The 26,625-nt window shown below is 63.8% G+C and carries 24 protein-coding genes, 1 tRNA gene and 2 pseudogenes; 19 read left to right on the top strand and 8 right to left on the bottom strand.

From position 1 onward, the window contains the following. Nucleotides 1-9: 9 nt before the first annotated feature. The 3 genes and pseudogenes from ACODS9_RS19120 to ACODS9_RS19110 all read right to left on the bottom strand — a co-directional run. Nucleotides 10-519: pseudogene (locus ACODS9_RS19120) on the bottom strand (methyl-accepting chemotaxis protein); the annotation flags it as partial. A gap of 348 nt (nt 520-867) precedes the next feature. After that, nucleotides 868-1,917: pseudogene (locus ACODS9_RS19115) on the bottom strand (methyl-accepting chemotaxis protein); the annotation flags it as partial. 275 nt (nt 1,918-2,192) lie between these two features. Then, entirely contained in the window at nt 2,193-3,527 is a 1,335-nt protein-coding gene (locus ACODS9_RS19110) for an APC family permease (protein WP_489094513.1), read from the bottom strand. Nucleotides 3,528-4,136: 609 nt separating this feature from the next. On the opposite strand from ACODS9_RS19110, the gene ACODS9_RS19105 reads away from it, so the two are divergent. From ACODS9_RS19105 to nadA, 8 genes are all read left to right on the top strand, one after another. Beyond that, on the top strand, nt 4,137-5,306 hold the full coding sequence (locus tag ACODS9_RS19105; protein WP_489094512.1) for a sterol desaturase family protein: 1,170 nt from the start codon (nt 4,137-4,139) through the stop codon (nt 5,304-5,306). A 3-nt stretch (nt 5,307-5,309) separates the two neighbouring features. Next, on the top strand, nt 5,310-6,617 hold the full coding sequence (locus ACODS9_RS19100; RefSeq protein ID WP_489094511.1) for an aminotransferase class I/II-fold pyridoxal phosphate-dependent enzyme: 1,308 nt from the start codon (nt 5,310-5,312) through the stop codon (nt 6,615-6,617). Continuing rightward, complete coding sequence (locus tag ACODS9_RS19095; RefSeq protein WP_489094510.1) at nt 6,601-7,788, top strand: GNAT family N-acetyltransferase; 1,188 nt, start codon at nt 6,601-6,603, stop codon at nt 7,786-7,788. Before ACODS9_RS19100 ends, ACODS9_RS19095 begins: the two co-directional genes overlap by 17 nt. Next, nucleotides 7,778-8,971, top strand: coding sequence for a GNAT family N-acetyltransferase (locus ACODS9_RS19090; protein WP_489094509.1), 1,194 nt, complete (start codon nt 7,778-7,780; stop codon nt 8,969-8,971). The genes ACODS9_RS19095 and ACODS9_RS19090 overlap by 11 nt, the downstream gene beginning before the upstream one ends. After that, the gene (locus tag ACODS9_RS19085; RefSeq protein ID WP_489094508.1) at nt 8,877-10,763 is read left to right on the top strand and encodes a MutS-related protein; all 1,887 of its coding nucleotides are present in this window, start codon (nt 8,877-8,879) and stop codon (nt 10,761-10,763) included. The genes ACODS9_RS19090 and ACODS9_RS19085 overlap by 95 nt, the downstream gene beginning before the upstream one ends. Next, complete coding sequence (locus tag ACODS9_RS19080) at nt 10,756-11,388, top strand: GNAT family N-acetyltransferase (RefSeq protein WP_489094507.1); 633 nt, start codon at nt 10,756-10,758, stop codon at nt 11,386-11,388. The genes ACODS9_RS19085 and ACODS9_RS19080 overlap by 8 nt, the downstream gene beginning before the upstream one ends. 105 nt (nt 11,389-11,493) lie before the next feature. After that, nucleotides 11,494-13,005 (top strand): YdgA family protein, encoded by a 1,512-nt coding sequence (locus ACODS9_RS19075; protein ID WP_489094506.1) that lies wholly within the window; start codon nt 11,494-11,496, stop codon nt 13,003-13,005. 244 nt (nt 13,006-13,249) lie between these two features. Next, on the top strand, nt 13,250-14,308 hold the full coding sequence (nadA, locus tag ACODS9_RS19070; protein WP_046856750.1) for a quinolinate synthase NadA: 1,059 nt from the start codon (nt 13,250-13,252) through the stop codon (nt 14,306-14,308). Nucleotides 14,309-14,405: 97 nt separating this feature from the next. Here nadA and ACODS9_RS19065 read toward each other — a convergent pair whose 3' ends face one another. Then, the gene (locus ACODS9_RS19065) at nt 14,406-15,842 is read right to left on the bottom strand and encodes a M48 family metalloprotease (RefSeq protein ID WP_046856749.1); all 1,437 of its coding nucleotides are present in this window, start codon (nt 15,840-15,842) and stop codon (nt 14,406-14,408) included. Nucleotides 15,843-15,949: 107 nt separating this feature from the next. Here ACODS9_RS19065 and ACODS9_RS19060 point away from each other — a divergent pair, with 107 nt between their 5' ends. Both ACODS9_RS19060 and ACODS9_RS19055 read left to right on the top strand, forming a co-directional pair. Then, a complete protein-coding gene (locus tag ACODS9_RS19060) occupies nt 15,950-16,189 on the top strand; it encodes a sulfurtransferase TusA family protein (RefSeq protein ID WP_028692991.1) in 240 nt (79 codons plus the stop codon). A 20-nt stretch (nt 16,190-16,209) separates the two neighbouring features. Continuing rightward, a complete protein-coding gene (locus tag ACODS9_RS19055) occupies nt 16,210-17,280 on the top strand; it encodes an AI-2E family transporter (RefSeq protein ID WP_023630921.1) in 1,071 nt (356 codons plus the stop codon). Between the two features lie 32 nt (nt 17,281-17,312). Here ACODS9_RS19055 and ACODS9_RS19050 read toward each other — a convergent pair whose 3' ends face one another. Further along, the gene (locus tag ACODS9_RS19050; RefSeq protein WP_489094505.1) at nt 17,313-17,786 is read right to left on the bottom strand and encodes a peroxiredoxin; all 474 of its coding nucleotides are present in this window, start codon (nt 17,784-17,786) and stop codon (nt 17,313-17,315) included. A 10-nt stretch (nt 17,787-17,796) separates the two neighbouring features. Then, nucleotides 17,797-18,357 (bottom strand): glycine cleavage system transcriptional repressor, encoded by a 561-nt coding sequence (locus ACODS9_RS19045; RefSeq protein ID WP_038705592.1) that lies wholly within the window; start codon nt 18,355-18,357, stop codon nt 17,797-17,799. Nucleotides 18,358-18,617: 260 nt separating this feature from the next. Here ACODS9_RS19045 and dapA point away from each other — a divergent pair, with 260 nt between their 5' ends. The 7 genes from dapA to ACODS9_RS19010 all read left to right on the top strand — a co-directional run bounded on the left by dapA (nt 18,618) and on the right by ACODS9_RS19010 (nt 23,280). Continuing rightward, complete coding sequence (gene dapA, locus ACODS9_RS19040) at nt 18,618-19,505, top strand: 4-hydroxy-tetrahydrodipicolinate synthase (protein ID WP_046856747.1); 888 nt, start codon at nt 18,618-18,620, stop codon at nt 19,503-19,505. 17 nt (nt 19,506-19,522) lie between these two features. Next, a complete protein-coding gene (gene bamC / locus ACODS9_RS19035; RefSeq protein WP_046856746.1) occupies nt 19,523-20,638 on the top strand; it encodes an NlpB/DapX family lipoprotein in 1,116 nt (371 codons plus the stop codon). After that, complete coding sequence (locus ACODS9_RS19030; protein ID WP_046856745.1) at nt 20,639-21,397, top strand: MBL fold metallo-hydrolase; 759 nt, start codon at nt 20,639-20,641, stop codon at nt 21,395-21,397. A 29-nt stretch (nt 21,398-21,426) separates the two neighbouring features. After that, entirely contained in the window at nt 21,427-22,137 is a 711-nt protein-coding gene (purC, locus tag ACODS9_RS19025; protein ID WP_011535129.1) for a phosphoribosylaminoimidazolesuccinocarboxamide synthase, read from the top strand. 91 nt (nt 22,138-22,228) lie between these two features. Then, nucleotides 22,229-22,318: transfer RNA gene (locus tag ACODS9_RS19020), tRNA-Ser, on the top strand. A 228-nt stretch (nt 22,319-22,546) separates the two neighbouring features. Beyond that, nucleotides 22,547-23,026 carry a hypothetical protein gene (locus ACODS9_RS19015; RefSeq protein WP_028692998.1) on the top strand — a complete coding sequence of 160 codons (480 nt, stop codon included), beginning with the start codon at nt 22,547-22,549 and terminating at the stop codon, nt 23,024-23,026. An 11-nt stretch (nt 23,027-23,037) separates the two neighbouring features. Continuing rightward, a complete protein-coding gene (locus ACODS9_RS19010) occupies nt 23,038-23,280 on the top strand; it encodes a hypothetical protein (protein WP_489094504.1) in 243 nt (80 codons plus the stop codon). 66 nt (nt 23,281-23,346) lie between these two features. Here ACODS9_RS19010 and ACODS9_RS19005 read toward each other — a convergent pair whose 3' ends face one another. After that, a complete protein-coding gene (locus tag ACODS9_RS19005; RefSeq protein WP_110697898.1) occupies nt 23,347-23,637 on the bottom strand; it encodes a DUF3077 domain-containing protein in 291 nt (96 codons plus the stop codon). Nucleotides 23,638-23,665: 28 nt separating this feature from the next. After that, entirely contained in the window at nt 23,666-23,902 is a 237-nt protein-coding gene (locus ACODS9_RS19000; RefSeq protein WP_489094503.1) for a hypothetical protein, read from the bottom strand. 495 nt (nt 23,903-24,397) lie between these two features. Between ACODS9_RS19000 and ACODS9_RS18995 the strand changes: the two genes are divergently transcribed. Together ACODS9_RS18995 and mqo are read left to right on the top strand one after the other, a co-directional pair. Then, nucleotides 24,398-24,589 carry a DUF4223 family protein gene (locus tag ACODS9_RS18995; RefSeq protein WP_023630554.1) on the top strand — a complete coding sequence of 64 codons (192 nt, stop codon included), beginning with the start codon at nt 24,398-24,400 and terminating at the stop codon, nt 24,587-24,589. Nucleotides 24,590-24,916: 327 nt separating this feature from the next. After that, a complete protein-coding gene (gene mqo, locus ACODS9_RS18990; RefSeq protein WP_046856710.1) occupies nt 24,917-26,554 on the top strand; it encodes a malate dehydrogenase (quinone) in 1,638 nt (545 codons plus the stop codon). The last annotated feature ends 71 nt before the right edge of the window (nt 26,555-26,625 follow it).

The following is a 26,625-nucleotide window of genomic DNA, read 5'->3' as shown; positions in this document are numbered from 1 at the left end:
GGGGTGGACTCAAACCCGGAACTGCGCCATCAGTGCCTGCTGCTGGTTGGCCAGCCGGTTCAGTGCCTGGCTGATGTGCGCCGACTCGTCGGCCTGGCCCGACAGCGATTCGGTAACGTCGCGGATGCCCGCCACGTTGCGGTTCACCTCTTCGGCCACTGCACTCTGTTCCTCGGCGGCCGAGGCGATCTGCAGATTCATGTCGGTGATCACCGTCACCGCCTCGCCGATACGCTGCAGCGCCGGCAAGGTCTGTTCCATCTGCGCGGCACTGTCCTGGGCCTGGCGCTGACCGGCCTGCATTGCCTCGACCACGTCCTGGGTGCCTTGCTGCAACCCTTCGATGACCTGGCGGATCTCCTCGACCGACACCTGGGTGCGCTGCGCCAGGTTGCGTACTTCGTCGGCGACCACCGCAAAGCCCCGCCCGGCTTCGCCGGCGCGGGCCGCTTCGATGGCGGCGTTGAGGGCCAGCAGGTTGGTCTGCTCGGCGATGGCGCGGATCACTTCAAGTACCGAGCCGATCTGTTCGCCACGGCTTTCCAGGGCGCGGGCTTCATCCATGGCCGCATCCATGCCGCCGGCAAGCTGGGCGATCGCTTCCCGGGTGGCACCCACCCGCGCCAGGCCATCGCGGGTTGCCTGGTCGGCACCGCGTGCGGCCTGGGCGGCCTGTGCGGCGTTGTGGGCAACGTCATGGGCCGTGGCGCTCATTTCGTTTGCCGCCGTGGCAACCTGTTCAATCTCGCGGTGCTGTTGCTGCATGCCGTCGCTGGTCTGGCGGGCGATCAGCGCCGACTGGTCGGCAGTGCCGCGGGCTTCCTGCAGTGAACCCTTGAGCTGGGCGATCACTGGTTGCAGCTTGTCGAGGAAGCGGTTGAACCAACCGGTGAGCTGGCCCAGTTCGTCGTCGCGGGCGTAGTCCAGGCGCCGGGTCAGGTCGCCTTCGCCGCTGGCGATGTCCTTCAGACGGGCGGCCACGGCCAGGATCGGCCGGGTCACGCCGCGGGCGGTCAGCCACACCAGCAGCAGCCCCAGCACGGCGGCGCCCAGGCCGATCAGCAGGCTGACGAGGTTGGCCTGCTGGTTCTGGCTGTCCAGGCGTTGGTTGAGGGTGACGGCGGGCGCTTGCAATACCTGCTCGGGCAGTTCGAGCAGCACCTGCCACGGTGCCGCGCCGGGAATTGGCGCAAAGGGTCGGGAAATACGCATGGTGCCTTCGTCCAGGCGCTCGACGGCCTGGCCGGCCCGCAGTGGTGCGGCCAGGGCTGCCGCGCTGGCGCCGAAGGCCTGTTGCACGGTCTTGCTCAACTGGCCGGCATCCTGGCTGTGGCCGGCGAGCAGGCCTGCAGGGCTGACGATGCTGACCTGGCCCTGGCCGTCGAACAGTTCCTGGCGGCCGGCCAGGCTCAGTTGCTGCAGGTTGTCCAGGCCGATGTCCAGGCCAACCACGCCCACCACCTTGCCGTTTTCCAGCAGCGGCAGGGCGATGCTGGTCATCAGTACCTGGTGGCCGTTGACTTCGTCGAAGTACGGGTCGAGCACGCAGGCCTTGGCGGTTTCCAGCGGGCAAGTCAGCCAGCGGTTGTAGGGCGAACCGTTGGCGCCGATGCTGGTGTCGGCAAGCATCGACTCGGGCATGGCCTCCACTTCGAGGCTGCCAGTGCCGGGCTGCGACCAGTACAGCGAGAAACGCCCGCTGTCGTTGCTGCCATTGTCGGCCTGGCCGACGAAGCGCGCGTCCTGCTGGTCCAGGGCGTTGGGTTGGAACACCAGGTACAGGCCGATCAGGTCGGCATTGCCGGCCAGTGCGGCGCGGGCTTCGCGGCTGAGTTCACCGCGCAGGTCGGCGCCGCCGCGGGCCTTGAGCGCCTGCACCAGGCGGGCGAAACCGTTGCCGTACTGGTAGGCGTCCATGAAGTAGCGCTGGATGCGCAAGGCCTGGGTTTCGCCGTGGGCCTGCAGGCGCAGGCGGGCACTGTGGTCGAGCAGTTCGGTGTTGGCCTGGAACACCTGCTCGGCGCTGCGCCGGGCCTGGGTGAGCGAGGTGGCCACCAGCAGGGCGACGATGGCCAGCAGGCACAGGCCGGCGAGCAGGGTGATCTTCCACTGGATGGAGAGACGGCGCTGCGACATGGGCTTTTCCTTCTCGGGCAAACACAACGCCCGCGGTCAGGCGGGCGTCGATGGGGTCATTCGGCGATGCAGTTCGGTGGCGCAACCCTGAAGGCCTTGGTCAGCCAGGCCAGGTAGAGCACGCCAAGCAGGGCCCAGACACCGCCGAACAGCAAGGAGTGTTCGTTCAGGTCCAGCCACAGCGAGACGATGATGCAGAAGCCTATCGTCGGCGCCACCAGATACTTGAGGTTGTTCGTCAGGCCCTTGTTCTGTTTCTCACGGATATAGCAGTGGTTGATCACCGAGAGGTTGACGAAGCTGAACGCCACCAGCGCGCCGAAGTTGATCACCGAGGTGGCGGTGACCAGGTCGAAGAAGATCGCCGACAGTGAAATCAGGCCGACCACGGCGATGTTCAGCACCGGAGTCTTGTAGCGCGGGTGCAGGCGGGCGAACACCCCGGCCGGGATCACGTTGTCGCGGCCCATCACGTATAGCAGGCGCGAGACACTGGTCTGCGAGGCCAGGCCTGAGGCGATGGTGTTGATCACGGTGCAGGCGATGAACACCGACTGGAACAGCTTGCCGCCGACGTACAGGGCGATTTCCGGTAGGGCCGCTTCCTGATCGTGGAAGCGCTGCATGGTCGGGAAGTAGGCCTGGATGAAGTAGGACACGCCGATGAACACTACGCCGCCGATCAGCGCCGTGAGGAAGATCGCCCGCGGGATGGTCTTGCCTGGGTCGCGGGTTTCTTCCGACAGGCAGGTCACCGCATCGAAGCCCAGGAACGAGAAGCACAGGATGGTCGCGCCGGCGGCCAGGGCGGCGAACTGGGTCTGGTCGTCGGCGAACGGTACCAGGCTCCAGGCGGTGCCCAACCCCTCGCCGTGGTCCAGGCCACGCCAGCACAGGTAGATGAACACCCCGATAATAGCCACCTGCACGGCGACGAACAGCAGGTTGAAGTGCGCCACCAGGTTGATGCTGCGCATGTTGATCAGGCTGATCAGGGTGACGAAGCCGACCACCCACACCCAGGCCGGCACTTCGGGGAACATTGCCGACAGGTAGAGCTTGGCCAGCAGCGCGTTGACCATGGGCAGCAGCAGGTAGTCCAGCAGCGACGACCAGCCCACCAGGAAGCCCACGTGCGGGTTGATGGCGTGCTGGGTGTAGGTATAGGCCGAGCCCGATTGCGGGAAGCGTCGCACCAGGGTGCCGTAGCTCACGGCGGTGAACAGGATGCCGGCCAGGGCCAGGAGGTAGGCGCTGGGCACATGCCCGGCGGTGATGCCGGAGACGATGCCGAAGGTGTCGAACACGGTCATCGGGGTGAGGTAGGCCAGGCCGATGATCACCACATGCCAGAGACGCAGGGACTTGCGGAACTGGGCGTCAGGCTGCATGGGGTGCCTCCTCTGGCGGGCGGACGGAGGTGTGCGGCAAGGACGTGCGGATGGGCTCCATGTTATTCACCATTTGTAGTTGGAGCGGCAGGTAACGCCCGAGGGCGTGGCAGAAGGTACGCGGATCAGCCGATCGAGGGGCCGGGGCGTGGATGGCGGACGTGCACGAGGGGGTGGCGAAGATGATTCGAGGACGGGATCGGCATGATCGGGGCGCTTGCCTGTAGTTGTGGTTTATCGGGCGCGACGCAAAGCGGGAAAAATAAACGACGAAGGGGGTTGGGGTGTCAAGTGAAACACGACAGCATGTCGGGTTTGTGTGAATTTTTATTGAACGACTAGTCGCTATTTTGGTTTTTTCGTCGTTTTTTGAGTGTTTTCCTCGTTATGTGTGTTGATAAAAATTAACGCTTGCCTGAAATGTGTTGTGACGAAATACGTCGCGCTTGCGACGGCTGTCATGGATTTTTCCTTTATCCCTTCTAGGGTGATTCGTTCTAGTAAAAGTACTCGCCTGGCGGCCCTGCAACGGGTTGGCCGGGCCGGGCTCCACGGATCAGGAGTCTGCTGGCGCGCCAATCCTGGCACGCCCTGGGCAAGGGAGCTGGCATGGAGAGCGCGGCGTTTCTGGATTACCTGCTGGTGCTGGTACTCGGCTCGATCGTGGTCGAGGGGGCATGGCTGGCTTGGCGCCGGACAGCGGACTGGCACCCGGCCGAGGGACTGGTCAATTTCGTCCTCGGCATCGGCAACCTTGCGGTCGGCGTGCTGTTCGCCGCGACCAGCCTCGGGCTTTATGCTTACCTGCACAGCCATTGGTCGCTGGGGCTGGACCTGGGCAGCCCCTGGGCGAACATCGCCTTTGCCTTCCTCGTCTATGACTTCCTGTACTGGGTCAATCACTGGGCCCATCACAAATGCGCGCTGCTCTGGTGCAATCACCTGATCCACCACTGCGGTACGGCCTTCAATCTCACGACCGCAGTGCGCATAGGCTGGCTGGGCAATTTCACCGTCTGGCTGTTCTTTCTGCCCATGGCGGTGCTGGGCATCCCCCTGCAACACTACCTGCTGGTGGTGGCCGCGCAGCTGATCTACCAGTTCTTCATCCATTCGCCACTGATCCCTGAGCTGGGCGTGCTGGAGCGAATCCTGGTCACGCCGTCCCAGCATCGGGTCCATCACGCCAGCAACGATCGCTACCTGGACAAGAACTTCGGCTGTTTCCTGGTGATCTGGGACCGCCTGTTCGGTACCTACCAGCGTGAACTGCCGCAGGAGCCGGTGCGTTACGGGGTGACCACGCCGATCAGCCAGCCGGGCTCGCCTGGCCACCTGAACTTCTTCCTCTATCGGCATTGCCTGCGTTCGGCGCGGGAGGCCAGCGGGTTGTGTGGCAAGTTGCGGGTGCTGTTCGGCAGTCCGGCGCATACCCGGGTCGTCGAGCAACACGCCAGCCTGGGGCAGGGCGCGTTCGCCTGGCCGGACTACCTGCCGGCCTTGTTCCTCGGTTTTTTCCTGGTGACCCAGTACGCCGTCCTGCAGCCGGGGCAGGCGGCCCTGGCGGCGCTCGCATTCCTGTTGGCGGCCAATAGCGCCGGCCACCGCGAGTCCGGCCTGGCGCACCTGCGCTGGCCGTTGTATTTGGGGCTGGCGCTGGCCAGCCTGTTCCTGTGGTGGCAGGCGACCGGCGGAGCCTGGTTGCTGCTGTTGGCAATCCTGAGCTGCTGCCTGCCTCTGCTGGCCGTGCGGCGCAATCCATTGTTGATCAAGGAGTGATTGATGAACCCGACAAGCGCCTTGCGGGGCTCGGCCGACGACGGGGCGCAGCCCCAGCGGCTGGCCCGCGACAACCAGGCCCTGGAGAGCCTGCTCGAACGCCTCGAAAGTCTGGTGGGGCAGGGCTACATGGACGTCATCGGGCGGGTGTTCCATTCGATGCCGACCAAGCATGCCTCGGTCAGCTTCAGCGAGCATGCCAGGGTCCCCGAGCGCCGTGACGTGTTGCACCTGGGGTCGTACAACTACTCCGGGCTCAATGGCCATCCCCGTATCAACGAGGCGGCCATCGACGCCATACGCCATTACGGCACCACCTCCAGCGGCGTGCGCCTGCTCAACGGTACCAGCGAGCTGCACCTGGAGATGGAGCGGCGCCTGGCGCAGTTCCTCGGGGTCGAGGCGGTGATCACCTTCTCGTCGGGGTTCGCCGCCAACCTGGCAGCCCTGGGCACCCTGTGCCGCGAGGGCGACGTGGTGCTCAGCGACATGCTCAATCACCAGTCGATCGTCGATGGCCTGCGTCTGAGCGCGGCGCGGGTAGTGCCTTACCGCCATGCCTCGCTACGCAGCCTGGAGAACCACCTGCAGCGCCTTCCCGCGCAACAGCGCAAGTTCATCGTCACCGATGGCGTGTTCAGCATGGACGGCGACCTTGCTCCGCTGGACCGGATCGCCGAACTCGCCAGGCGCTACAACGCCTTCCTGGTCGTCGACGATGCCCATGGCACGGGGCACCTGGGACCCCATGGGCGGGGCACGCCGGCGTTGTTCGGGGTAGCGGGGCAGGTCGATGTGCTGACCGGCAGCCTGAGCAAGGGGTTGCCGGGTGTCGGCGGCTTCATCGCCACTCGCCATGAAACCGCCAGCCTCTTGCGTGCAGGCGCCAACCCTTACATTTTCTCGGCGTCGCTGCCGCCCCCTGTGCTGGCCTCGATCATCGCCGCGCTGGATGTGCTGGAGGCTTCGCCACAGATCATCGAGCAATTGCGCGACAAGACCGAGTACTTTGTCGCGACCCTGCGCGCCCGTGGCTTCGACCTGCTCGACACACGCAGCAGCATCATCCCACTGATGACCTACGAAGAGCACAAGGCCTACGAGCTGGCCAAGGCCTTGCACCTGCGCGGCGTCTACGTCAATCCGGTGGCTCACCCGGCGGTGAGCCGTTCGCGTGCCCGGGTGCGCATCAACCTCAGTGCCAATCTCACCCGAGAAAAACTCGACTACAGCATCGAGGCCATCACCGACGTTGGCCGGACACTGCGGCTGATCGATGCGCACGGAGCCCGGGATGGCCGTCGTGTTTGAGTGGACCCGGCAACTGAGTGATATCGGACGGAGCGAATGGCAGGCCTGCTTCGGCGCCGGCAGGGTGACCGCCTCGTACGAACTGCAGCAGGCACTGGAGCGAGCAGGCATCGTCGACAGCTTTCATTACCTCAGGGTGCTACGTGACGGGCGGTTGGTCGGCATCGTGCCGTGTTTCGTGATGGACTATTCGCTGTCCGACCTCGCGCCGGTGGAGGTTCAGGCCGTGGTACGGCAGGCGCGCAGGGTGTACGGGCGCTTGCTCAAGGCACGCCTGTTCGTCATCGGCAGCCCGTTGGCGATCTGTTCCGACCTGTTGGGCCTGCCCGGGGTACGGGATGGGGCCTGGGATCCGGTGCTTACGATGCTGCATCAGGAACTGCAGGCCAAGGCCGACGCGTTGGGTATCGGGTTCGTCTGCCTCAAGGAGTTCGACCAGGCCCTGCAGCGGCGGCTTTCAGCGGCGTTCGGCGAGCACTACCTGCTGTGCCGCAGCCCCGACACCACCTTTGTGAGCACTGCGGCGGTGAATGGCATGGGTTATGTCGACAACATGCTCAGCAAGTACCGCAACGTGTTGAAGAAGCGCCGCAGGACGTTCGACGAAGCGGGCTTGCGCTGGGTGGTCGAAGTGAACTTCGCCGATCATGCAACACAAATGCATCGGCTCTATCTGAACGTGCTCGAACGCTCCAGCACCCGATTCGAGCGTCTCTCCGAAGCGTTCTTCCGTGAGGTTTGCCACTGCCTTGGTACCCAGGCCTACGCCTTGCTCTGCTTCGATGAGCAGCGTCTGGTGGCGTTCGAGTTGTTCCTCGCGGGCGATGCGTTGCATCCGCTGTACCTGGGCATCGATTACGCCTATCGCGATGCCGGCAGCCTGTATTTCAACTGCCTGTACCGCATCGTCGAGGAGGCCGAGCGTCGTGGCGTGCCGTACATCGAGCTGGGCCAGACCAGCTACGAGGCCAAGTTCAGCATCGGGGCCGTTTCCTCACCACTGTATTTCTACATCCGCCATCGTCGAGGCTGGGTCAACCGACTGTTGTACCTGCTGCGCGACGGACTGTTCCCGGCGCCGCAGATTCCGGCGCTGCGCAATGTGTTCAAGCACCACGATGCCTACCTGGACAGTCTCAAGGCCCAAGGATTGCTCGACCATGCTGATTGAAACCTACGACCTGGATACCTGGCAGGTGCAGGTTTTCGACAGCATCGACGACCTCGACCAGAGCCTGTGGGACAGCACCCTGGCCTTCCATCATCCGTTTCGCAGCCACGCGTTCATGCAGGTGGTCGAGGCTTGTTTCCACGATCGTGACTACCGCTACCTGGTGGCGCGCCGGCCTGGATCGGCGCAAGTCGCCGGGATGCTGTTTGTCACCCAGCAGGACCTGGACCTGATGGCCGAAGCGCCAGCCTGGTTGCGCCGTGGCGTTGGCCCGCTGCGGCGGCTGGTGCCGCGAATCGGCATGCTGCGGGTGGCCATGCTGGGCTGTTTCGAAACAGCAGGGCAGCACTGGTGGGTAGCGCCGGAGCATGACCAGGACGAACTGTTCGCGCTGCTGGTGACCAGTGCCGAACGGGCGCTGCCGCGGGCCCGGGTGCACGTGGTGCGTGACCTGGACCGCGAGAACGCCAGTCATGCCGCATTCGACGACCTGCTGCACAGGCGCGGCTTTCGTCATTGCCACAACTATCCCCTGGCACTCATCCACCTGCACGGCCTGGACTGGGCAGGGCATTACGCCCGGCTCAAGGCAAACAGCCGCAAGATCCTCAAGAAGGCACTGAGCAGTTTCGAAGCCTCCGGTTACCGGGTACTTCATCATGAGGGCGAGGTACCCGGCCTGGAGCGGCTGTACGAGCTGTATGTGTGTACACACCGGCATGCGACCGAGTACCAGCGCGAGCAATTGCCACTGGCTTTCCTTCAGCGCCTGCAAGGCAGTGACCAAGCCGTGTTCTCGGTGTTACTTGATCCGAATGACCGGGCCGTGGCGTTCGTGCTCAGCGGTGTGGGCGAGCGGGTCATCAACCCGTTCCTGTTTGGCCGTGACTATGCCGTGGACCTGCCGGTTAATGCCTACTATGTGCTGCACATCGACCTGTTGCGCCGGTTTGCCTCGCCGGCCACGGAGCGGGTCGACCTCGGTATCACCAACTATTTCGTCAAGCAGAACCTCGGCTCGCAGCTCAGCGGCAGCGGCCTGTACCTGAAGCTGAAGAACCCCGTCCTGAACAGGATCCTAGGACCTCATGTCGCAGAAATGTTCGATATCAAGCAGCCCAGCCAGCGCCGCGTCTTCCGCGCCGCCGCCCAGTCAGAAGCGGAACCGGCAGGCCCTGCGTGACGACTTCACGGCCAGGTCGAGCCGTCATCGGCAACAGGTCGTCCGGCTGTCGGCACGCCTGCGCAAGACCGAGTGGGCGCGCCTGCTGGTGTTCCTGGCCATGCCCACCCTGGCCTGGCATGGCTATGAGAACGGCTTCGCGCCGTGGCTGTGGTTGGCCTTTGGCGGTTGCCTGGCGCTGTTCGTGGCGCTGGTCCGGCGTCATGCCGGCCTGCGCGAGCGTATCGCCCACCAACAGCACCGGGATACGCTCAATCAGTGGGCCCTGGCACGGCTGGACCGGCGTTTCGACGACCTGCCCGCGTGTCCAACCAGCCTGCATCCACTGTTCGACAAGCAGGACCTGGACATCAACCTGTTTGGCCCGGCATCGCTGGGCCAGCTGTTGTTCAGCCAGTCCACCAGCCTGGGTGACGAACGCATCGCCGCCTGGCTGACCCTGCCGGCCACCACGGCTCAGCAGGCCGAGCGCCAGGAGGCCATTGCCGAGTTGGTCGAGCGCCGGAGCCTGCGTCAGGCCCTGGCGGCTCACGCGCTGCAGATCAATGCGCGTGGCTACGGGCTGGGGCGGCTGGCCGCATGGGTGGTTCGGGTGGATGCCGGGGTGTTCCCGCCGGCGCAGGTCGTACTGGGGTTGCTTGCCACGCTCGCCAGCCTCGGTGGCGTCGTGGCGGTGCTGGCCGGCGTGGTACCGCCGTTGGCGTTGCTGGCCTGCATCGTGGTCAATCTGATGTTCTACGGCTGGCGGGCCAAGGCCTGGCACAAGGTGTTCGACGGTGCGGACGATACCGCCGATGCGCTTGGTGGCTTGTCGGACTGGTTGGCCCTGGCCGTTGCGCAGCGGTTCGACAGCCCGGGCCTGAGCCGCCAGGTGGCGCGCCTGCAGGGCGATGGCCGGGCACCGGCAGCGGCGATTCGCCAGCTTGACGGCATCCTCGGCTACGCCCGGTTGCGGCACAACCCGACCGTCAGCGTGTTCGCCCAGGCCCTGCTGCTCTGGGACTTCCATTGCGCCCGTGCCCTGGCCCGCTGGAAGCGCGAGCAATGTCGTCGCTTGCCCGAGTGGCTGGAGGTGGTCGCCGAGCTGGAGGCCCTGGCAGCCTTTGCCGGATTGGCGGACGAGAACCCGGGCTGGTGTCGGGCCGAAGCCATCGGCGAGGCCGAGATTCATGCCGAGGCGGCCAGTCATCCGCTGATTCACCCGGAGCGGGCGGTCGCCAACCCGATCGATCTGGTACCGGGGCGGGTCACGGTGATAACGGGCTCCAACATGTCGGGCAAGACCACCTACATGCGTACCGTGGCCCTCAATCTGCGCCTGGCACAGGCCGGCTCGGTGGTGGCGGCGCGGCATTTCGCTTTCGGGCGGATGCGCATGGTCTCGTCGATCTCGGTCAGCGACTCGCTGGAACAGGGGTTGTCGTACTTCATGAGCGAGGTCATGCAGGTCAAGGCGGTGATCGACACTGTGCGCCAGGCAGCGGAGCCGTTGCTGTACCTGCTCGACGAGCTGCTCAAGGGCACCAACGAGAAGGAGCGCAACCTGGCGATCATCGAGATCCTGCGCACCCTCTGCGCCCATCAGGCACTGGGCATGCTCACCACCCACAACGTGGCGCTGGCCACCGCGCCTGAACTCCAGGGGCTGGGCAGCAACATCTACTTCGAAGAAGGTTTCGAAGAGGGCAAGGCACAGGTGCTGCGCTTCAACTATCAGCTGCGCCACGGCATTTCGCGCAACACCAACGCCATCCGCCTGCTGCGCAGCATGGGAGTGCTCAAGGGTGACTGACACACTGGACATGGGCGGGCAGCTTGCCGATGCCGGGCATGTCGGCCAGGTCGTGCCGCTGGTCGCCAGCATCGCGCCGCAACCCCTGGCGTTCATCTACGGGACACGCCATCTGGAGCCTTACCTGGCGCACGCCTTTGCCCGTAACCTGGGTTGGTTTGGCCACGCCCGGCATCGGGTGCTGGTGCAGGCAGGGGAATGCCATGGGGTTGTGGCTACGCTTGGTGCCCGCGAAAAGACCCGTTTCGACCTGGCCCTGCTCTCCTCGATACTGCGTTTCTATCCGGGGCTGTCCGGGTTGCGGGTGATCCGCCGCCTGCAGCGGTCGGTGGCGCGCCATCCGCGGCCTGGTCACGATGCGTTGTGGCTGTACAACCTGGCCGTGGCGCCCCAGGCGCGCGGGCGGGGGCTTGGCACGCGGCTGCTGCGAGGCGCCATCGCCCGGGCACGGGCGGCGGGGCATGGGCGCCTGCAACTGGATGTGGACGCCGACAACCAGCTGGCGCAGCGCTTGTACCGGGCCCATGGTTTCCAGGTTGACAGCGAGATACCGGGGGTGTGTTGCGACGGTTTTCTGTTCGCCGACCAGTTGCGCATGAGCCTGGATCTGGGCAACCGCGGATAACGATGCGAAAACTTGCGTCTCTCGCCGGGCCGGTCAGTGCTAATCTTGCATACCCCCATTCGAGGGGGCCTATCAGCCCTATATGGACAGCAATCGGTTCTATTCATGAAGAAATCAGTAGGCATCCTTTCCGGCCTGGCGGTCGCCATCGCCGTCGCAACCACCGCTGGCGCCTGGTACACCGGCAAGCAACTGCCCGCGGAGCTGGAACGCTCCGTTGCCCGCGGCAACGAAGAGCTGAAGAAAGCCCTGGTCGGTAACGGCGGCAGCATGACCATCGAGCTGGTCTCGCTGGACCAGCACTTCTTCACCAGCACCGCGCACTACCGCCTGAAGGCCGAGAACGTGCAGCTCGGCGAGGCCGAGGCGCTGAACTTCCAGGTTGGCGTGACCGACCAGATCGAGCACGGCCCGTTTCCCTGGTCGCGGGTCAAGGCGTTCAAGCTGATGCCGGTCATGGCCACCAGCAACAGCGCTTTGGACAAGGATGACTTCACCGCGGGCTGGTTCACCGCCGCCGGCGACAAGGCACCGGTCACCGCGCAGGTCAGCCTCGGCTACAACGGCAGTGTCGACAGCGATATCCGCCTGGCGCCGGTGACACTCAAGGAAGACGGCGGCAACGTCCTGGACTTCTCCGGCCTGCAGCTGCAACTGCGCGGTGACCGCGACGGCAAGGCAGTGGAGATCCACGGCAATGCCGAGCACCTGGAGTTGAATTTCGTCGATGAGCAGCAGGCGCCGGTGAAGATCCTGCTCAACGGCTTCAAGGCCGGTGGCAAGCTCCACGAAACCGCTCACGACATGGTCTATGTCGGCAACTTCGACCTGGCCCTGGCCGACACCCAGGTGACCTTCGGGCCGAAGCAGGAAGTGCTGGTGCTCAAGGGCCTGCAGCAGAACAACCTGTACAACGCCGAAGGCGAGGCCAAGGACAAGCTGGCCGGACGCCTGGAATACAAGGTTGCCGATATCAGCTATGCCGGACGCAAGGTTGGCAGCGCGGAAATGGTCCTGACCATGAAGTCCATCGACATCGCGGCCATGCAGGCGCTGATGGAGTGGTACCAGACCCAGCTGCCGCAGATGCAGCAGGCGGCGGCCGAGGGCGAGGCCCCGTCGCTGGAAATGACCCCTGAGGAACAGGCCAAGGTCCAGGGCGACCTGCAGAAGCTGCTGGTGGCCAAGCCGCAGGTGGCGGTAGAGAAGCTGGCGTTCAAGACCGCCAATGGCGAGAGCCACTTCAACCTGGCGATGGACTTCGCCAGCCCGAGCTCGTTCGACCTGCCGCCTGACCAGCTGGGCAAGCAGCTGCTGACCCAGCTGAAGGCCAAGCTCAGTGTCTCCAAGCCGATGGTCGGTGACCTGGCCACGTTGCAGGCGCTGCTCGACGGCGAGACCGACGCCCAGGCCATTGCCCAGCAGTCCAGCCAGGCTGGCGAGATGCTCGGCATGATGGCGCTGCAGAGCGGCATGGCCACGGTAGAGGGCACCGATGTGGTATCGAGCCTGCAGTATGCCGATGGCATGGTCGACTTCAACGGCAAGAAGATGACCGTCGAAGAGTTCGCCATGCTGATCAGCGGCCACTTGGCGGCGCTGCAGCCGCAGGGCTGACCCCTCGGGCAGAGCCGCTCCCATCATCGAGGGAGCGGCGATGCGGCGCCCCGACTTGCCCCGCGACGGAGGGCTGCAAAAACCCCTTTTGCATCCTTCCGATTGCCTGTAGCCTTCGCGTCCGATAATAATCCGCGCCCGCAGAGGGGCCGAGACGCTGGCCGTCCGGCACCGCTAGCCGATCTGCCAGGGCCGGGTGATACACTCGACTGACGCGCTCAAGCGCCCTGCAGGTCCAGCGATCATGACCCAGATTTCCGAACGCCTGTTGGTCCAGGCGCACCTCGATGCCAAGCAGCCCAACCCGCTGACGCCCGCGCAGGAGGCCGATTACCGTGCGGCCATCGCTGCCGAGCTGAAGAAGCAGAACGCCGTGCTGGTGGCCCACTACTATTGCGATCCGGTGATCCAGGCCCTGGCCGAGGAAACCGGCGGCTGCGTGTCCGACTCGCTGGAAATGGCGCGCTTCGGCAAGAATCATCCCGCCGAGACCGTGGTGGTGGCGGGGGTGCGCTTCATGGGCGAGACGGCGAAGATTCTCACCCCGGAAAAGCGCGTGCTGATGCCGACCCTGGAAGCGACCTGCTCCCTCGACCTGGGTTGCCCGGTCAAGGAGTTCTCGGACTTCTGCGACCAGCATCCCGAGCGCACCGTGGTGGTCTACGCCAACACCTCCGCGGCAGTTAAAGCCCGGGCCGACTGGGTGGTGACCTCCAGCTGCGCGCTGGAAATCGTCGAAAGCCTGATGGACAACGGCGAGACCATCATCTGGGGGCCGGACCAACACCTGGGCCGCTACATCCAGAAGCAGACCGGTGCCGACATGCTGCTGTGGGATGGCGCCTGCATCGTTCATGAAGAGTTCAAGTCGCGCCAGCTGGCCGACATGAAGGCGCTGTACCCGGACGCCGCGATCCTGGTGCACCCGGAGTCGCCGGAAGCGGTGATCGAACTGGCCGACGCGGTAGGTTCCACCAGCCAGCTGATCAAGGCGGCGCAGACCCTGCCGAACAAGACCTTCATCGTCGCCACCGACCGCGGCATCTTCTACAAGATGCAGCAGCTGTGCCCGGACAAGGAATTCGTCGAGGCGCCGACCGCTGGCAACGGCGCGGCCTGCCGCAGCTGCGCGCACTGCCCGTGGATGGCCATGAACACCCTGGAGCGGGTGCTGGACTGCCTGCGCAATGGCAGCAACGAGATCTTCGTCGAGCCGGCGCTGATTCCCAAGGCGATCAAACCGTTGAACCGCATGCTCGACTTTACCCAGGCGGCGCGGTTGAAGTTGTCCGGTAACGCCTGACCGGTTGCACAAACCATCGCGGGACAAGTCCGCTCCCACGCCATGTATCACCGTGGCGTGGGAGCGGGCTTGCCCCGCGATGGTTTCTGGCTGTGTATCAGCGCCCCATCATCTCCTTGACCATGCGCTGCTGCTCCATGATCTCGCGCTGGCGCTGGTCGATCTGCGAAGCCAGCGGGAAGTTGCTGCCCGAGCGGCGCTTGGCGTAGTCGAGCTGCTGGATCGCCTGGTCGAAGTCGCCGACCAGGGTGAAGTATTCGGCGCGCGCGCGGTGCAGGCCGATGGTGTTGCCCGACAGCCCGCGCACTTCGGCCACGTCGTACCACACGTCCGGATCGTCCGGGCGGTTCTTGACCAGGTCATCCAGCACCTTTTCCGCTTCGGCTGGCTTGTTCTGCTTGACCAGCAGGTCGGCGCGCACCTGTTTCAACGGGTAGTTGCCCGGGTACAGCGCCTGCATGCGCTGGGCGCGCTGCTGGGCGTCGGCCAGGCGGTTGTTGGTGATGTCCAGGTCGATCTGCGCCAGGTTGTAGGTGATGTCGTTGGGCGCCTTGGCCAGCAGTGGCTTGAGGTTCTCCCGCGCCTCGTTGAGCTGGCCGCCCTTGATCTGCGCCAGGGCCAGGCCGTAGCGGGCGGCATCCATGTTCGGGGTTTCGTCGAGCTGGGCGCGGAAACGCTTGGCGGCCATGCCCGGCGTGCCTTCGTAGGTTAGCTGCACGCGGGCGCGGATCAACTGGTAGCGCAGGCTGTCCTCCACGCCGCCCTTGGGCGCCTGTTCGGCGCGGTTGCGGGTGTCGGCGATACGCGATTCGGTGACCGGGTGGGTCAGCAGGAATTCCGGCGGCTTGGCATCGTAGCGGTACTGGCGGGCCAGGCGCTCGAACATGCTGGGCATGTTGCGCGGATCGTAGCCGGCCTTTTCCAGGTTGAGGATGCCGAAACGGTCGGCTTCCTGTTCGTTCTGCCGGGAAAAACGCCGCTGTTCCTGGATTGCCGCAGCCTGGGTGCCGGCGATCACGCCAATGCCGGCATCGCCGCCGCCGCCCGCCGCCAGCACGATACCGGCCAGCAAGGCCGCCATCATCGGCAGCTGCATGCGTTGCTGGGCTTCGACGCCGCGGGCGAAGTGGCGTTGCGACAAGTGCGCCAGTTCGTGGGCCAGTACCGAGGCGTACTCGCCTTCGGTCTGGGCATTGAGGAACAGGCCGCCGTTGACCCCGACGATGCCACCGGGTGCGGCAAAGGCGTTGAGTTCCTTGCTGTCGATAAGGATGAACTCCAGGCGCCGGTCCTGCAGTTGGCTGGTCTCGGCCAGCTTGTACACGCTGGTCTCGACGAAGTCCTTGAGCTGCGGGTCGTTGAGCTGGTTCACCTGGCCGCGCAACAGGCTCAGCCAGGCGCGGCCGAGCTGGTGTTCCTGTTGTGGCGAGACGATCGCGGAGCTGGCGTCGCCCAGTGACGGCAGGTCGTCGGCGTGGCCGGGCAGGGCCAGCAGGCAGGCCAGCGTCAACAGGGTGGGGCGCAGTAGATTCATGCAGAAGCTCGCGTCGGTCAAAAGCCTTACTGTAGCCGGGTCGCGCGATGCCGACCAGTGGCGGTATCCTACCAGACCTTTCTGTCCATACCCCGGAGACGCGCCCGATGAGTGACACCCCGACCAGCGACGCCGAGCTCGACGCCAGCGGGCTGAACTGCCCGCTGCCGCTGCTCAAGGCCAAGATGGAACTCAATCGCCTGGCCAGTGGCGCGGTGCTCAAGGTGATCGCCACCGACGGCGGCTCCCAGCGCGACTTCCGCACTTTTGCCCAGTTGGCCGGTCATACGCTGCTGCACGAAACGGCCGAGGCCGGCGTGTACACCTACTGGCTGCGCAAGGCCTGAGTCTTTCCCAAGGATCGTCAATGTTCAAAGTGCTTCGCGACTGGATGCAGCGCTACTTCTCCGACGAGGAGGCAGTGGTGCTGGCGGTCCTGCTGTTCCTGGCCTTCACCGTGGTGCTGACCCTGGGCGGCATGCTCGCGCCGGTGCTGGCGGGCATGGTCCTGGCGTTTCTCATGCAGGGGCTGGTCAATGCCCTGGAGCGCTTGAAGGTGCCGACGCGGCTGGCCGTCTGGCTGGTGTTCGCGCTTTTCATGGGCGCGCTGGCGGTGTTCATGCTGGTGCTGGTGCCGCTGCTCTGGCATCAGCTGATCACCTTGTTCAACGAGCTGCCCGGCATGCTCGGCAAGTGGCAGTCACTGTTGCTGCTGTTGCCCGAACGCTATCCGCACCTGGTGTCGGATGAGCAGGTGCTGCGCGCCATCGAATCGGTGCGCGGTGAAATCGGCAAGTTCGGCCAGTGGGCGTTGACCTTCTCGTTGTCGAGCCTGCCGTTGCTGGTCAATGCGATGATCTACCTGGTACTGGTGCCGATCCTGGTGTTCTTCTTCCTCAAGGATCGCGAGCTGATCGGGCGCTGGGTCAGTGGCTACCTGCCGCGTGAGCGCACGTTGCTCAACCGGGTGGGCGACGAGATGAACCGGCAGATCGCCAACTATATCCGCGGCAAGGGCATCGAGATCCTGATCTGCGGGATTGCCACTTATATCGCCTTCATCAGCCTGGGCCTCAACTATGCCGCCTTGCTGGCGCTGCTGGTGGGGTTGTCGGTGGTGGTGCCGTATGTCGGCGCGGTGGTGGTGACGGTGCCGGTGACCCTGATCGCGCTGTTTCAGTGGGGCTGGGGCGACCAGTTCATCTACCTGATGGCGGTGTACGCGATCATCCAGGCGCTCGATGGCAACGTGCTGGTGCCGCTACTGTTTTCCGAGGCGGTGAGCCTGCATCCGGTGGCGATCATCTGCGCGGTGCTGCTGTTCGGCGGGCTGTGGGGGTTCTGGGGGATCTTCTTCGCGATCCCGCTGGCGACGCTGTTCAAGGCGGTGCTGGATGCCTGGCCGCGGCAGGAAACGTCTGTGGCGCCGATGCTGTAATTGCTGGGGCTGCGCAGCAGCCCCATGCGTCCTTAAGCCTTGTTCAGGGCCTCGGCCGCAGCCAGTACCGCATCCACATGCCCGGGCACCTTCACCCCACGCCATTCCTGGCGCAGCACACCGTCCTTGTCGATCAGGAAGGTGCTGCGGTCCACGCCCAGGTACTCCTTGCCATACAGCTTCTTCAGCTTGATCACGTCGAACAGCTGGCACAGCGCCTCGTCCTTGTCGCTGATCAGCTCGAAGGGAAAGGCCTGCTTGGCCTTGAAGTTCTCATGCGACTTGATGCCATCGCGGGAAACGCCGAACACCACGGTGTTGGCGGCCTGGAATGCCGCGTGCTGGTCGCGGAAACCCTGGCCTTCGGTGGTGCAGCCCGGAGTGCTGTCCTTGGGGTAGAAGTACAGCACCACTTGCTGGCCTTTCAGCTCAGCCAGGCTGACGGTCTGGCCGCTGGTGGCCTGGACCTGGAAATCGGCGACGGGTTGGTCGATTGCTATGGCCATGGGAGCTTCCTTAGACAGGGTTCTGTGGGCGCCACGGTTCGATCAGCGCGTCCAGATTCAGGGCGTCGGCGAAGTCGAGGAACTGGTCGCGCAGCCAGCTGATCTGGGTGCCGGCCGGCAGGATCACGGTGAACTGGGCGTTGAGCATGCTGCTGCCGGTCTGCGGGGCGAGGTAGGTGTCGCAGGTCATGGCTTCCAGTTCGACGCGGTGGTCGAGGAAGAACTGGCACAGCTCGTTGATGATGTCCGGGCGATAGGCGGCGCTGACGTAGGCCACGTAAGGCAGGGCCTGCGGGCGCACCTCCTGGTCGGCGCTGCGGACCACGTCCAGCGTCAGGCCGTGCTTCTTGCCCAGGCCCGGCAGGGTGGCCTCGAGGCGGGCCAGGGCATCCCAGCTGCCGCCGACCTGCAGCACCAGGGCGCTGGTTTCGCCGTGGCGCGACAGGCGCGAGGTGACCACCGCGCAGCGATTGTCGAAGGCCGCGCGGCTGAGGACGTTGGCCAGCTCCATGGGGTTGGGGCCCAGGGCGCTGATGACGAGGAATTGTTCGCGAACGGTGGGGGTGGACATGCAGCATTCCTAAAGCGATGAGCGGTCGGTACAGGACGGGGGCAAGCCTCCTTTTCCAGCAGGGCCCCGGCCGGTTTGGGCGGCTGTGGACGCAGGCGAGGAGCACTGTCGACGGCCCGGCGGGCCGCGCTGTATCGATCAAAGGATCAAGGGTAGCGAAAAGCGGCGCGAAGGGGAATGCTCCGCCCGCCTGCTTCGCTTGTGCAAGGCCGATGGCGCCAGTACCATTACCGCTCTCTTTTTCCGGCAGGAGCAATTACATGATTGCGGGCAGTATGGTGGCGTTGGTCACACCCATGGATGCACAAGGGCGTCTGGACTGGGACAGCCTCGACAAACTTGTAGACTTCCACCTGGAAAACGGCACCCACGCGATCGTAGCTGTCGGCACCACCGGCGAGTCCGCCACCCTGGACGTCGAAGAGCACATCCTGGTCATCAAGCACGTGGTCGAGCGCGTCAAGCACAGCAAGAAGCGGATCCCGGTAATTGCCGGTACCGGTGCCAACTCCACTGCCGAAGCCGTGCACCTGACCCAGAACGCCAAGAATGCCGGCGCCGACGCCTGCCTGCTCGTCGTGCCTTACTACAACAAGCCGACCCAGGAAGGCCTGTACCAGCACTTCAAGCACATCGCCGAAGCCGTCGACATCCCGCAGATCCTGTACAACGTGCCCGGCCGCACCTCCTGTGACATGCAGGCCGACACCGTGATCCGCCTGTCGAAGGTCAAGAACATCATCGGTATCAAGGAAGCCACCGGCGACCTGGTCCGTGCCAAGGCCATCCTGGAAGGCGTCGACAAGGACTTCATCGTCCTGTCCGGCGACGATCCGACCGCCGTCGAGCTGATCCTGATGGGCGGCAAGGGCAACATCTCCGTCACCGCCAACGTCGCCCCGCGCGAAATGGCTGACCTGTGCGAGGCCGCCCTTGAGGGCAATGCCGAGAAGGCCCGCGCAATCAACGAAAAACTCATGCCGCTGCACAAGGACCTGTTCTGCGAAGCCAACCCGATCCCGGTGAAATGGGCGCTGGTTGAAATGGGCCTGATGCAACAAGGTATCCGCCTGCCGCTGACCTGGCTGAGCGAAGGTTGTCACGAAAAAGTCCGTACTGCCTTGCGCCAGTCCGGCGTACTGGTTTAATCGAGGAAGTACACCGCATGAAGCGACTGGCTGGTCTTTCCGCTCTCGCCCTGATCATTTCCAGCACCAGTGGGTGCGGTTGGCTGTGGGGCGAGGATGGCTATTTCCGCGACCGTGGCAGCGACTACCTGCAGGCGCAGCCTACCGCGCCGATGCAGCTGCCGCCGGACGCCAGCAACGTCAAGCGCCTGGATCCGCTGCTGCCGATCCCGCGCAACGTGGCCGACGATCGCGCCACTGGCGAGTTCGAGGTACCCCGTCCACAGCCGCTGTCGGCCACCGCCGACATCAGCGATTTCAGCCTGCAGCGCAGCGGCAACAGCCGTTGGGTGCTGGCCCAGCGCTCGCCCGCCGAAGTCTGGCCGGTGACCCGCCAGTTCTTCGAGGACAACGGTTTCCGCATCGCTGAAGAGCGCCCGCAGACCGGCGAATTCAACACCACCTGGCAGCGCTTCGACGAACTGTCGGCTTCCCTCGGCCAGCGCCTGGCCAGCACCTCCAGCAGCCCGGACAGCGAAGTCCGTGTGCGGGTGCGCATGGAGCCCGGCGTGCAGCGCAACACCTCCGAGGTGTATGTGGTCAGCGTCGAGCGTCCAGCCGGCAGCACTGCCGAGCCTGACTTCCCGTCCGCCTCCAGCAACACCGGCACCGACGCCCTGTTGGTCGACGAAATGCTCGCCAGCATGAACCGCAGCGCCGAGAAGGGCGGGTCGGTCTCGCTGCTGGCCGCGCGTGACTTCGATGCCCCGAGCCAGGTCAGCCTGAGCGAGGACGGCAGCGGCAACCCGGTACTGTTCCTGGGTTCCGACCTGGACCGCGCCTGGTCTGGCGTCGGCCGCGCCCTGGAGCAGGGCGAGTGGCGTGTCGAGGACATCAACCGCAGCCTGGGCCTGTACTACATCAACCTGTCCGAGAAGCCCGACGACAAGCAGAAGGAGCCCGGCTTCTTCAGCCGCCTGTTCGGCAGCGAGCCGAGCAAGGAAGAGCGTGAAGCCCGCGCCGAGCGCTATCAGGTACGCCTGAGCAAGGTGGGTGATAACGTCCAGGTGACCGTCGAGAAGAACATCAACACCGTGGCCCCGGCCGATGTCGCCCGCCGCGTGCTGAGCGCGATCCAGGACCACCTGGGCTAAGTGCGCTTCGCGGTTCTGGGAAGCGGTAGCCAGGGAAACGGCACGCTCATCGCCAGTGGTGACACGGTCATCCTGGTCGACTGCGGCTTTTCCCTGCGCGAGACCGAGCGGCGCCTGGCGCTGCTCGGGGTTTCGGCCACGCAGTTGAGCGCAGTGCTGGTGACCCATGAACATGCCGACCACGTGCATGGCGTGGGGTTGCTGTCACGGCGCTACAATGTACCGGTCTACCTCAGCCAAGGCACCTTGCGCGGCATGCGCAAGCCGGTGGAGGTGGCCGGTTTTCTCGGTTGCGGCGATGTCGTGCAGATCGGCGATCTGCAGGTCAGCGCGGCACGGGTCGAGCATGATGCCTACGAGCCGTTGCAGTACGTGATCAGCGACGGTCGCCGCCGCTTCGGCATGCTCACCGACCTGGGCAGCTACGACGCGCAGTTGTTGGAACGCTATCAGGGGCTCGATGCCCTGCTGATCGAAGCCAACCATTGCCGCGACCTGCTGGCTCGTGGGCATTACCCGCGCTTTCTCAAGCTGCGGGTCGGCGGCAGCCAGGGACATTTGAACAACCACCAGGCCGCGAGCCTGGTGGCCGAGTTGGGCTGGCAAAACCTGCAGCACCTGGTGCTGGCCCACCTCAGCAGCAAGAACAACCTGCCACATCTGGCCCGCCAGTGTTTCGTCGACGCCCTCGGGTGCGACCCGGACTGGCTCCAGGTGGCGAATCAGGATCAAGGGCTCGACTGGCGCCAAATCGCCTAGCCCACCTACTCAAGCAAGCGGAGCCCATCATGGAAAAACGCGACGAACTCTACCGCGGCAAGGCCAAATCGGTTTACAAGACCGACGACGCCGACCGCTTGATCCTGCTGTTCCGTAACGACACCTCGGCGTTCGACGGCAAGCGCATCGAACAACTCGACCGCAAGGGCATGGTGAACAACAAGTTCAACGCCTTCATCATGCAGAAGCTCGAAGAAGCTGGCGTGCCGACCCAGTTCGACAAGCTGCTGGGCGACAACGAGTGCCTGGTGAAGAAGCTCGACATGATTCCGGTCGAGTGCGTGGTGCGCAACTACGCCGCCGGTAGCCTGGTCAAGCGCCTGGGCGTGGAGGAGGGCATCAAGCTGGAGCCGTCCACCTTCGAGCTGTTCCTGAAGAACGACGAGAAGGGCGACCCCTTCATCAACGAATCCCACGTCGTCGCCTTCGGCTGGGGCACCGCCGAGCAACTGGTGGAGATGAAGAAGCTGTCGTTGAAGGTCAACGAAGTGCTGAGCAAGCTGTTCGACGACGCAGGCCTGCTGCTGGTCGACTTCAAGCTGGAGTTCGGCGTGTTCCACGGCCAGATCGTCCTGGGCGACGAATTCAGCCCGGACGGCTGCCGCCTGTGGGACAAAGAGACCCGCAAGAAGATGGACAAGGACCGCTTCCGCCAGGGTCTGGGCGACGTGATCGAAGCCTACGAAGAAGTTGCCAAGCGCCTGGGCGTGCCGCTGTAAGCGGCGCGTTCACGCAAGCGCCTGATACCACGCGAATTTTTTTCAAAAAAGGTTTGCCAGAAACGAAATCGCTGGTATGATGCGCGCCATTGGAGAGATGCCGGAGTGGTCGAACGGGACGGATTCGAAATCCGTTGTACTGGCAACAGTACCTAGGGTTCAAATCCCTATCTCTCCGCCATACATGAGAAAGCCCCGAGATTAACGTCTCGGGGCTTTTTTCATTGCCTGTATTTTTTGTAGCGACTCGCTGATAGCGTGCGTCAGCATCGGGTCCGCGTTCCTGGAAAAGGAATACAGACAGCAGGGCAATCGCTAGCCTGCGGCGCTTGCTGGCAACCTGCCACGATTTGCAGCGGCACTGCTCTCGTAGAGAATCGCGCCCTTTGTTTTCGTAAGGATGCGTGCAATGAAGTTCGAAGGGACTTTTCAATACATGGGCAATCACGGGATCGTCTTCAACGTCTCGCAGATCACCCTGACCGACAGCGAGCGCGGGCGTTTGCGCGAGCTGCATTTCGGCGAAGCTAAAAGCGCCCACTACGAGGTCAACAGCAAGGTCGTCGAGACGTATGACAGGATGCTGGCCAAAGGGCTGCCGTGTGTGATGAAGATCGGCATCTCCAAGCCGCTGACCCGACAGCAGGGCGATACCCTCAATGCCCAGCGCACCAAGGTCGCCAACCTTGCCGCCTCGGCGTTTGCCGCGGCCGCCAGTTCTGTAGCATCGCCGTATGTTGGCGTGCCGGTGGGCGCTGGGGTGCGTGCCTATGCCAATGACGTCCTGCCTACTTACCATGCTGGCGATGTGCTCGTCAGCATCGAGGCGCAGGTCAATGGTGGCATCGGTCCGCAGCACTCCACTTCGACCCTGATCATCAAGACCTGAGGGAGGCGCCTGTGTCCGAAATTACCTATGCGGTCATCGCCCTGGTGCTTTATGGCCTGCTGGATCGGTTCCTTAAACCCTACCCGCTGCGCAAGTGGCTGGGGGTGGCGCTGGTGGTGGTTGGTTTCGCCGGTTGCGTTGTTGTCAGCCAGGCCCGTTTGTACGGGTTGGACCTGGGATTGCTGTCGGTCCTTGCCACGGGGTTGGGCGTAGGCCTGTTCGTGAGGCGACGGCGATTCGAGCAGGTTGGTTGATGCGATAAAGTCTTTATCGATTTCTTTGCTGAAAGCCCCGTAGTTCGCGCTACGGGGCTTTTTGCATCAAACAGCGGGGCTGTTTGTTACTGCGTGGGAGACATCTTGCGACAGTGCTTTGGCCATGCCGGTGAGATAGTGGGCGGCGGCTAACAAAGTAGGTGCGTTCTTCAGATCCTGAGTCAGCGCGATATCACTCAGGGTGTAGGCGCAGGTTATCAAGTGCGTGGATTGTTCCAGGGCATAGTCCATGGGGTGGCCCGCAACGACCTGAAACAGTGGAGTTTCGTTATCGATTTCACCGCTTTCGCCAAAGCTGCCGATGCCGGTGGTGGTGATGCGTTTGTCTTGAGTCATGCCGGTTCTCCTTGTTCTCAGGTGGCGATCAATGCCTTGCCTGTACACGGCTCAGGGCCATTTCTACCAAGCTGCGTGCGCTGTTGATTTCGTGCACGGCGGTCAGGGCCATGACCTGGCCCGGCGGCTTGATGTGGATCATGGCGGCGTGCTGGGCGGCGGTGAGGGCGCAGACGAGATACTCGGCAATTTGAACGAGTAAATCTTCAATCTGATGTGGTGCGTCGCCAAAGCTGTTTGGCGGATCTGGAACCATCTTGTGCATATGCATCTCCGGAGTCGGTGGTGCTGCAACAAGCTTGCTGTCAAACAAGGGGGTGGCAGCGGTACGTGGGTTGACAGACCGAGGACTCCGGGACCCGGCGCACACAAGGTGCCCCACGTACTGCCGCCATAAGGGGCGCACGTGCTCGGAGTAAGATTCGGCCTGTCAAAGCCGGCCATTGAGTTGGCAACGACGGGTCGAGACTAGGCCTCGCATCGAGCAGCTGCAATGGCCTGAATGGGGAAAAAGTGTGCTTGGGAAATGGACTACAGGGAATCAGGAAAGTCTGATGAAAACCTGTAGGAAGCTGAAAGGAATTACCCGCCTGTAACGTTTTAGCAAGTAGATCAACACGCTTAGTTACCGTGCCATCAACTTGTTAGTTGACCCCCGTCAACTAGTGCACCTGTACTAATGCCTTTCATTCTCACCGCCATTTCCCGTATGATCCGCGCGCCATCCGTTTGATGGTGGATCATGGACTAAAGGATTTTTATGAAAAAGCTGATCAAAGCTACTGTCGCTGTTGCTGTCGTTTCGGGCGTTGCCCTGCTGTCCGGCTGCACCGGCCAGGTCTACAACCAGCCTAAGAACTGCTCGTACGACTACCTGTTCCACCCATCGGTTTCCATCTCCAAGATCATCGGCGGCTGCGGCCCGATCGATAAACTGCCTCAGCAGCAGTAATCTTGGGATTACCCTGATCCGGCCGTTCACGGCCTGATCCAAGACCCCCGACCATGGATGTGGCCGGGGGTTTTTGTTTTCCGGGGCGTGGTGGCTTGTCGCGTGGCAACCTGTCGTCTTGACGCCCCGGCCCGCGTTTGTTTGTGCTGGCAATTCGGTTACAATCCGTAAATCGTTTCAGCCTTGTCGGTCAATCCGACCAAAGGCTGGCGCGTCCAATGTCTCTCTGGCTGCTGAACAATGATCACAACAAGCCTGCGCTGAAGAACATGGAATACCTGGGCCAGCCACAGGCCCACCCTCCGTTCTACTGACTGGAATCGATCAATGTTCAAGAAAGCTGGCAAGACCTTGCTGGGTCTGGCTGTCGCGGCGAGCTTCATGCAAGCGCACGCTGCCGACACCAAGAAAGTCGACGTGCTGCTGGTTGGCGGCGGCATCATGAGCTCCACCCTGGCTGTCTGGCTCAACGAGCTGGAGCCAAGCTGGTCGATGGAGATGGTCGAACGCCTGGACGGCGTCGCCGAAGAAAGCTCCAATGGCTGGAACAACGCCGGTACCGGCCACTCCGCGCTGGCCGAGCTGAACTACACCCCGGAAGACAAAGACGGCAACGTCAACATCACCAAGGCCATCGAGATCAACGAGTCGTTCCAGATCTCCCGCCAGTTCTGGGCCTGGCAAGTACGCCAGGGCGTGCTGAAGAACCCGCACTCGTTCATTAACACCACCCCGCACATGAGCTTCGTCTGGGGCGATGACAACATCAAGTTCCTGAAGAAGCGCTACGACGCCCTGCAGGCCAGCCCGCTGTTCCGCCCGATGCAGTATTCCGAGGACCACGCGCAGATCGCCAAGTGGGTCCCGCTGATGATGGAAGGTCGTGACCCGAACCAGAAACTGGCGGTCACCTGGACGCCGATCGGCACCGACGTCAACTTCGGCGAGATCACCCGCCAGTTCGTTGGCAGCCTGCAGACCAAAGAGAACTTCGACCTGAAGCTCTCCACCGAAGTGCAGGACATCACCCGCAACGAAGACGGCTCCTGGCACGTCGAGTACAAGAACCTGAAGGACGGTACCGAATCGGCCACCGACGCCAAGTTCCTGTTCATCGGTGCCGGCGGCGGCGCGCTGAAGCTGCTGCAGAAGTCGGGCATCCCCGAGGCCAAGGAATACGCAGGCTTCCCGGTTGGTGGCTCGTTCCTGGTGACCGAGAACCCGACCGTTGCCATGCAGCACATGGCCAAGGCCTACGGCATCGCCTCGACCGGCGCGCCACCCATGTCGGTACCGCACCTGGACACCCGCGTGCTGGACGGCAAGCGCGTGATCCTGTTCGGGCCATTCGCCACCTTCTCGACCAAGTTCCTGAAGAACGGCTCGTACCTGGACCTGCTGAGCAGCGCCACCACCCACAACGTCTGGCCGATGGCCCGCGTCGGCATCGACCAGTACCCGTTGGTCGAGTACCTCGCCGGCCAGCTGATGCAGTCCGACGACGACCGTTTCGCCGCCCTGCAGACCTACTTCCCGAACGCCAAGAAGGAAGACTGGAAGCTGTGGCAGGCCGGTCAGCGCGTGCAGATCATCAAGCGTGACGAAGAGAAGGGCGGCGTGCTGAAGCTGGGCACCGAGGTCGTGGCTTCCCAGGACCGCACCATCGCCGGCCTGCTGGGCGCCTCGCCAGGTGCCTCGACCGCCGCGCCGATCATGCTCAACGTGCTCGAAACCGTGTTCAAGGAGAAGGTCGCCACCCCTGAGTGGCAGGCCAAGATCAAGGAAATCGTGCCGAGCTACGGTACCAAGCTGAACGCATCGGCTGCCGCCACTCAGAAAGAGTGGGACTACACCGCCGAAGTGCTGCAGCTGGAGAAGCCGCCGGTGCTCGATCAGAGCGTCAAGACCACCGCCGCCCCAGGCGCACCGGTCGAGAGCAAGCCTGCGAACGACATGGCGCTGTAAGGCCCATGCTTGCCGGGCTTGCCCGGCAACACCAACCACGAGGATCGCCCCTGGCGGCCTCGTGGTTTTTT

Source organism: Pseudomonas sp. FG36 (assembly GCF_057809275.1).
This window is presented reverse-complemented; position numbering and strand designations above follow the sequence as displayed.

Excerpts from the sequence above, each read along its gene's own strand:
- ACODS9_RS19015 (WP_028692998.1), top strand. The coding sequence starts at position 22,547 with ATGAAGTTCGAAGGGACTTTTCAATACATGGGCAATCACGGGATCGTC.
- ACODS9_RS19075 (WP_489094506.1), top strand. The coding sequence starts at position 11,494 with ATGAAGAAATCAGTAGGCATCCTTTCCGGCCTGGCGGTCGCCATCGCC.
- ACODS9_RS19065 (WP_046856749.1), bottom strand. The coding sequence starts at position 15,842 with ATGAATCTACTGCGCCCCACCCTGTTGACGCTGGCCTGCCTGCTGGCC.
- ACODS9_RS19105 (WP_489094512.1), top strand. The coding sequence starts at position 4,137 with ATGGAGAGCGCGGCGTTTCTGGATTACCTGCTGGTGCTGGTACTCGGC.
- ACODS9_RS19110 (WP_489094513.1), bottom strand. The coding sequence starts at position 3,527 with ATGCAGCCTGACGCCCAGTTCCGCAAGTCCCTGCGTCTCTGGCATGTG.
- ACODS9_RS19060 (WP_028692991.1), top strand. The coding sequence starts at position 15,950 with ATGAGTGACACCCCGACCAGCGACGCCGAGCTCGACGCCAGCGGGCTG.
- purC (WP_011535129.1), top strand. The coding sequence starts at position 21,427 with ATGGAAAAACGCGACGAACTCTACCGCGGCAAGGCCAAATCGGTTTAC.
- nadA (WP_046856750.1), top strand. The coding sequence starts at position 13,250 with ATGACCCAGATTTCCGAACGCCTGTTGGTCCAGGCGCACCTCGATGCC.
- ACODS9_RS19095 (WP_489094510.1), top strand. The coding sequence starts at position 6,601 with ATGGCCGTCGTGTTTGAGTGGACCCGGCAACTGAGTGATATCGGACGG.
- ACODS9_RS19100 (WP_489094511.1), top strand. The coding sequence starts at position 5,310 with ATGAACCCGACAAGCGCCTTGCGGGGCTCGGCCGACGACGGGGCGCAG.
- ACODS9_RS19045 (WP_038705592.1), bottom strand. The coding sequence starts at position 18,357 with ATGTCCACCCCCACCGTTCGCGAACAATTCCTCGTCATCAGCGCCCTG.
- ACODS9_RS18995 (WP_023630554.1), top strand. The coding sequence starts at position 24,398 with ATGAAAAAGCTGATCAAAGCTACTGTCGCTGTTGCTGTCGTTTCGGGC.
- dapA (WP_046856747.1), top strand. The coding sequence starts at position 18,618 with ATGATTGCGGGCAGTATGGTGGCGTTGGTCACACCCATGGATGCACAA.
- ACODS9_RS19005 (WP_110697898.1), bottom strand. The coding sequence starts at position 23,637 with ATGACTCAAGACAAACGCATCACCACCACCGGCATCGGCAGCTTTGGC.
- ACODS9_RS19085 (WP_489094508.1), top strand. The coding sequence starts at position 8,877 with ATGTCGCAGAAATGTTCGATATCAAGCAGCCCAGCCAGCGCCGCGTCT.
- ACODS9_RS19050 (WP_489094505.1), bottom strand. The coding sequence starts at position 17,786 with ATGGCCATAGCAATCGACCAACCCGTCGCCGATTTCCAGGTCCAGGCC.
- ACODS9_RS19055 (WP_023630921.1), top strand. The coding sequence starts at position 16,210 with ATGTTCAAAGTGCTTCGCGACTGGATGCAGCGCTACTTCTCCGACGAG.
- ACODS9_RS19090 (WP_489094509.1), top strand. The coding sequence starts at position 7,778 with ATGCTGATTGAAACCTACGACCTGGATACCTGGCAGGTGCAGGTTTTC.
- bamC (WP_046856746.1), top strand. The coding sequence starts at position 19,523 with ATGAAGCGACTGGCTGGTCTTTCCGCTCTCGCCCTGATCATTTCCAGC.
- ACODS9_RS19000 (WP_489094503.1), bottom strand. The coding sequence starts at position 23,902 with ATGCACAAGATGGTTCCAGATCCGCCAAACAGCTTTGGCGACGCACCA.
- mqo (WP_046856710.1), top strand. The coding sequence starts at position 24,917 with ATGTTCAAGAAAGCTGGCAAGACCTTGCTGGGTCTGGCTGTCGCGGCG.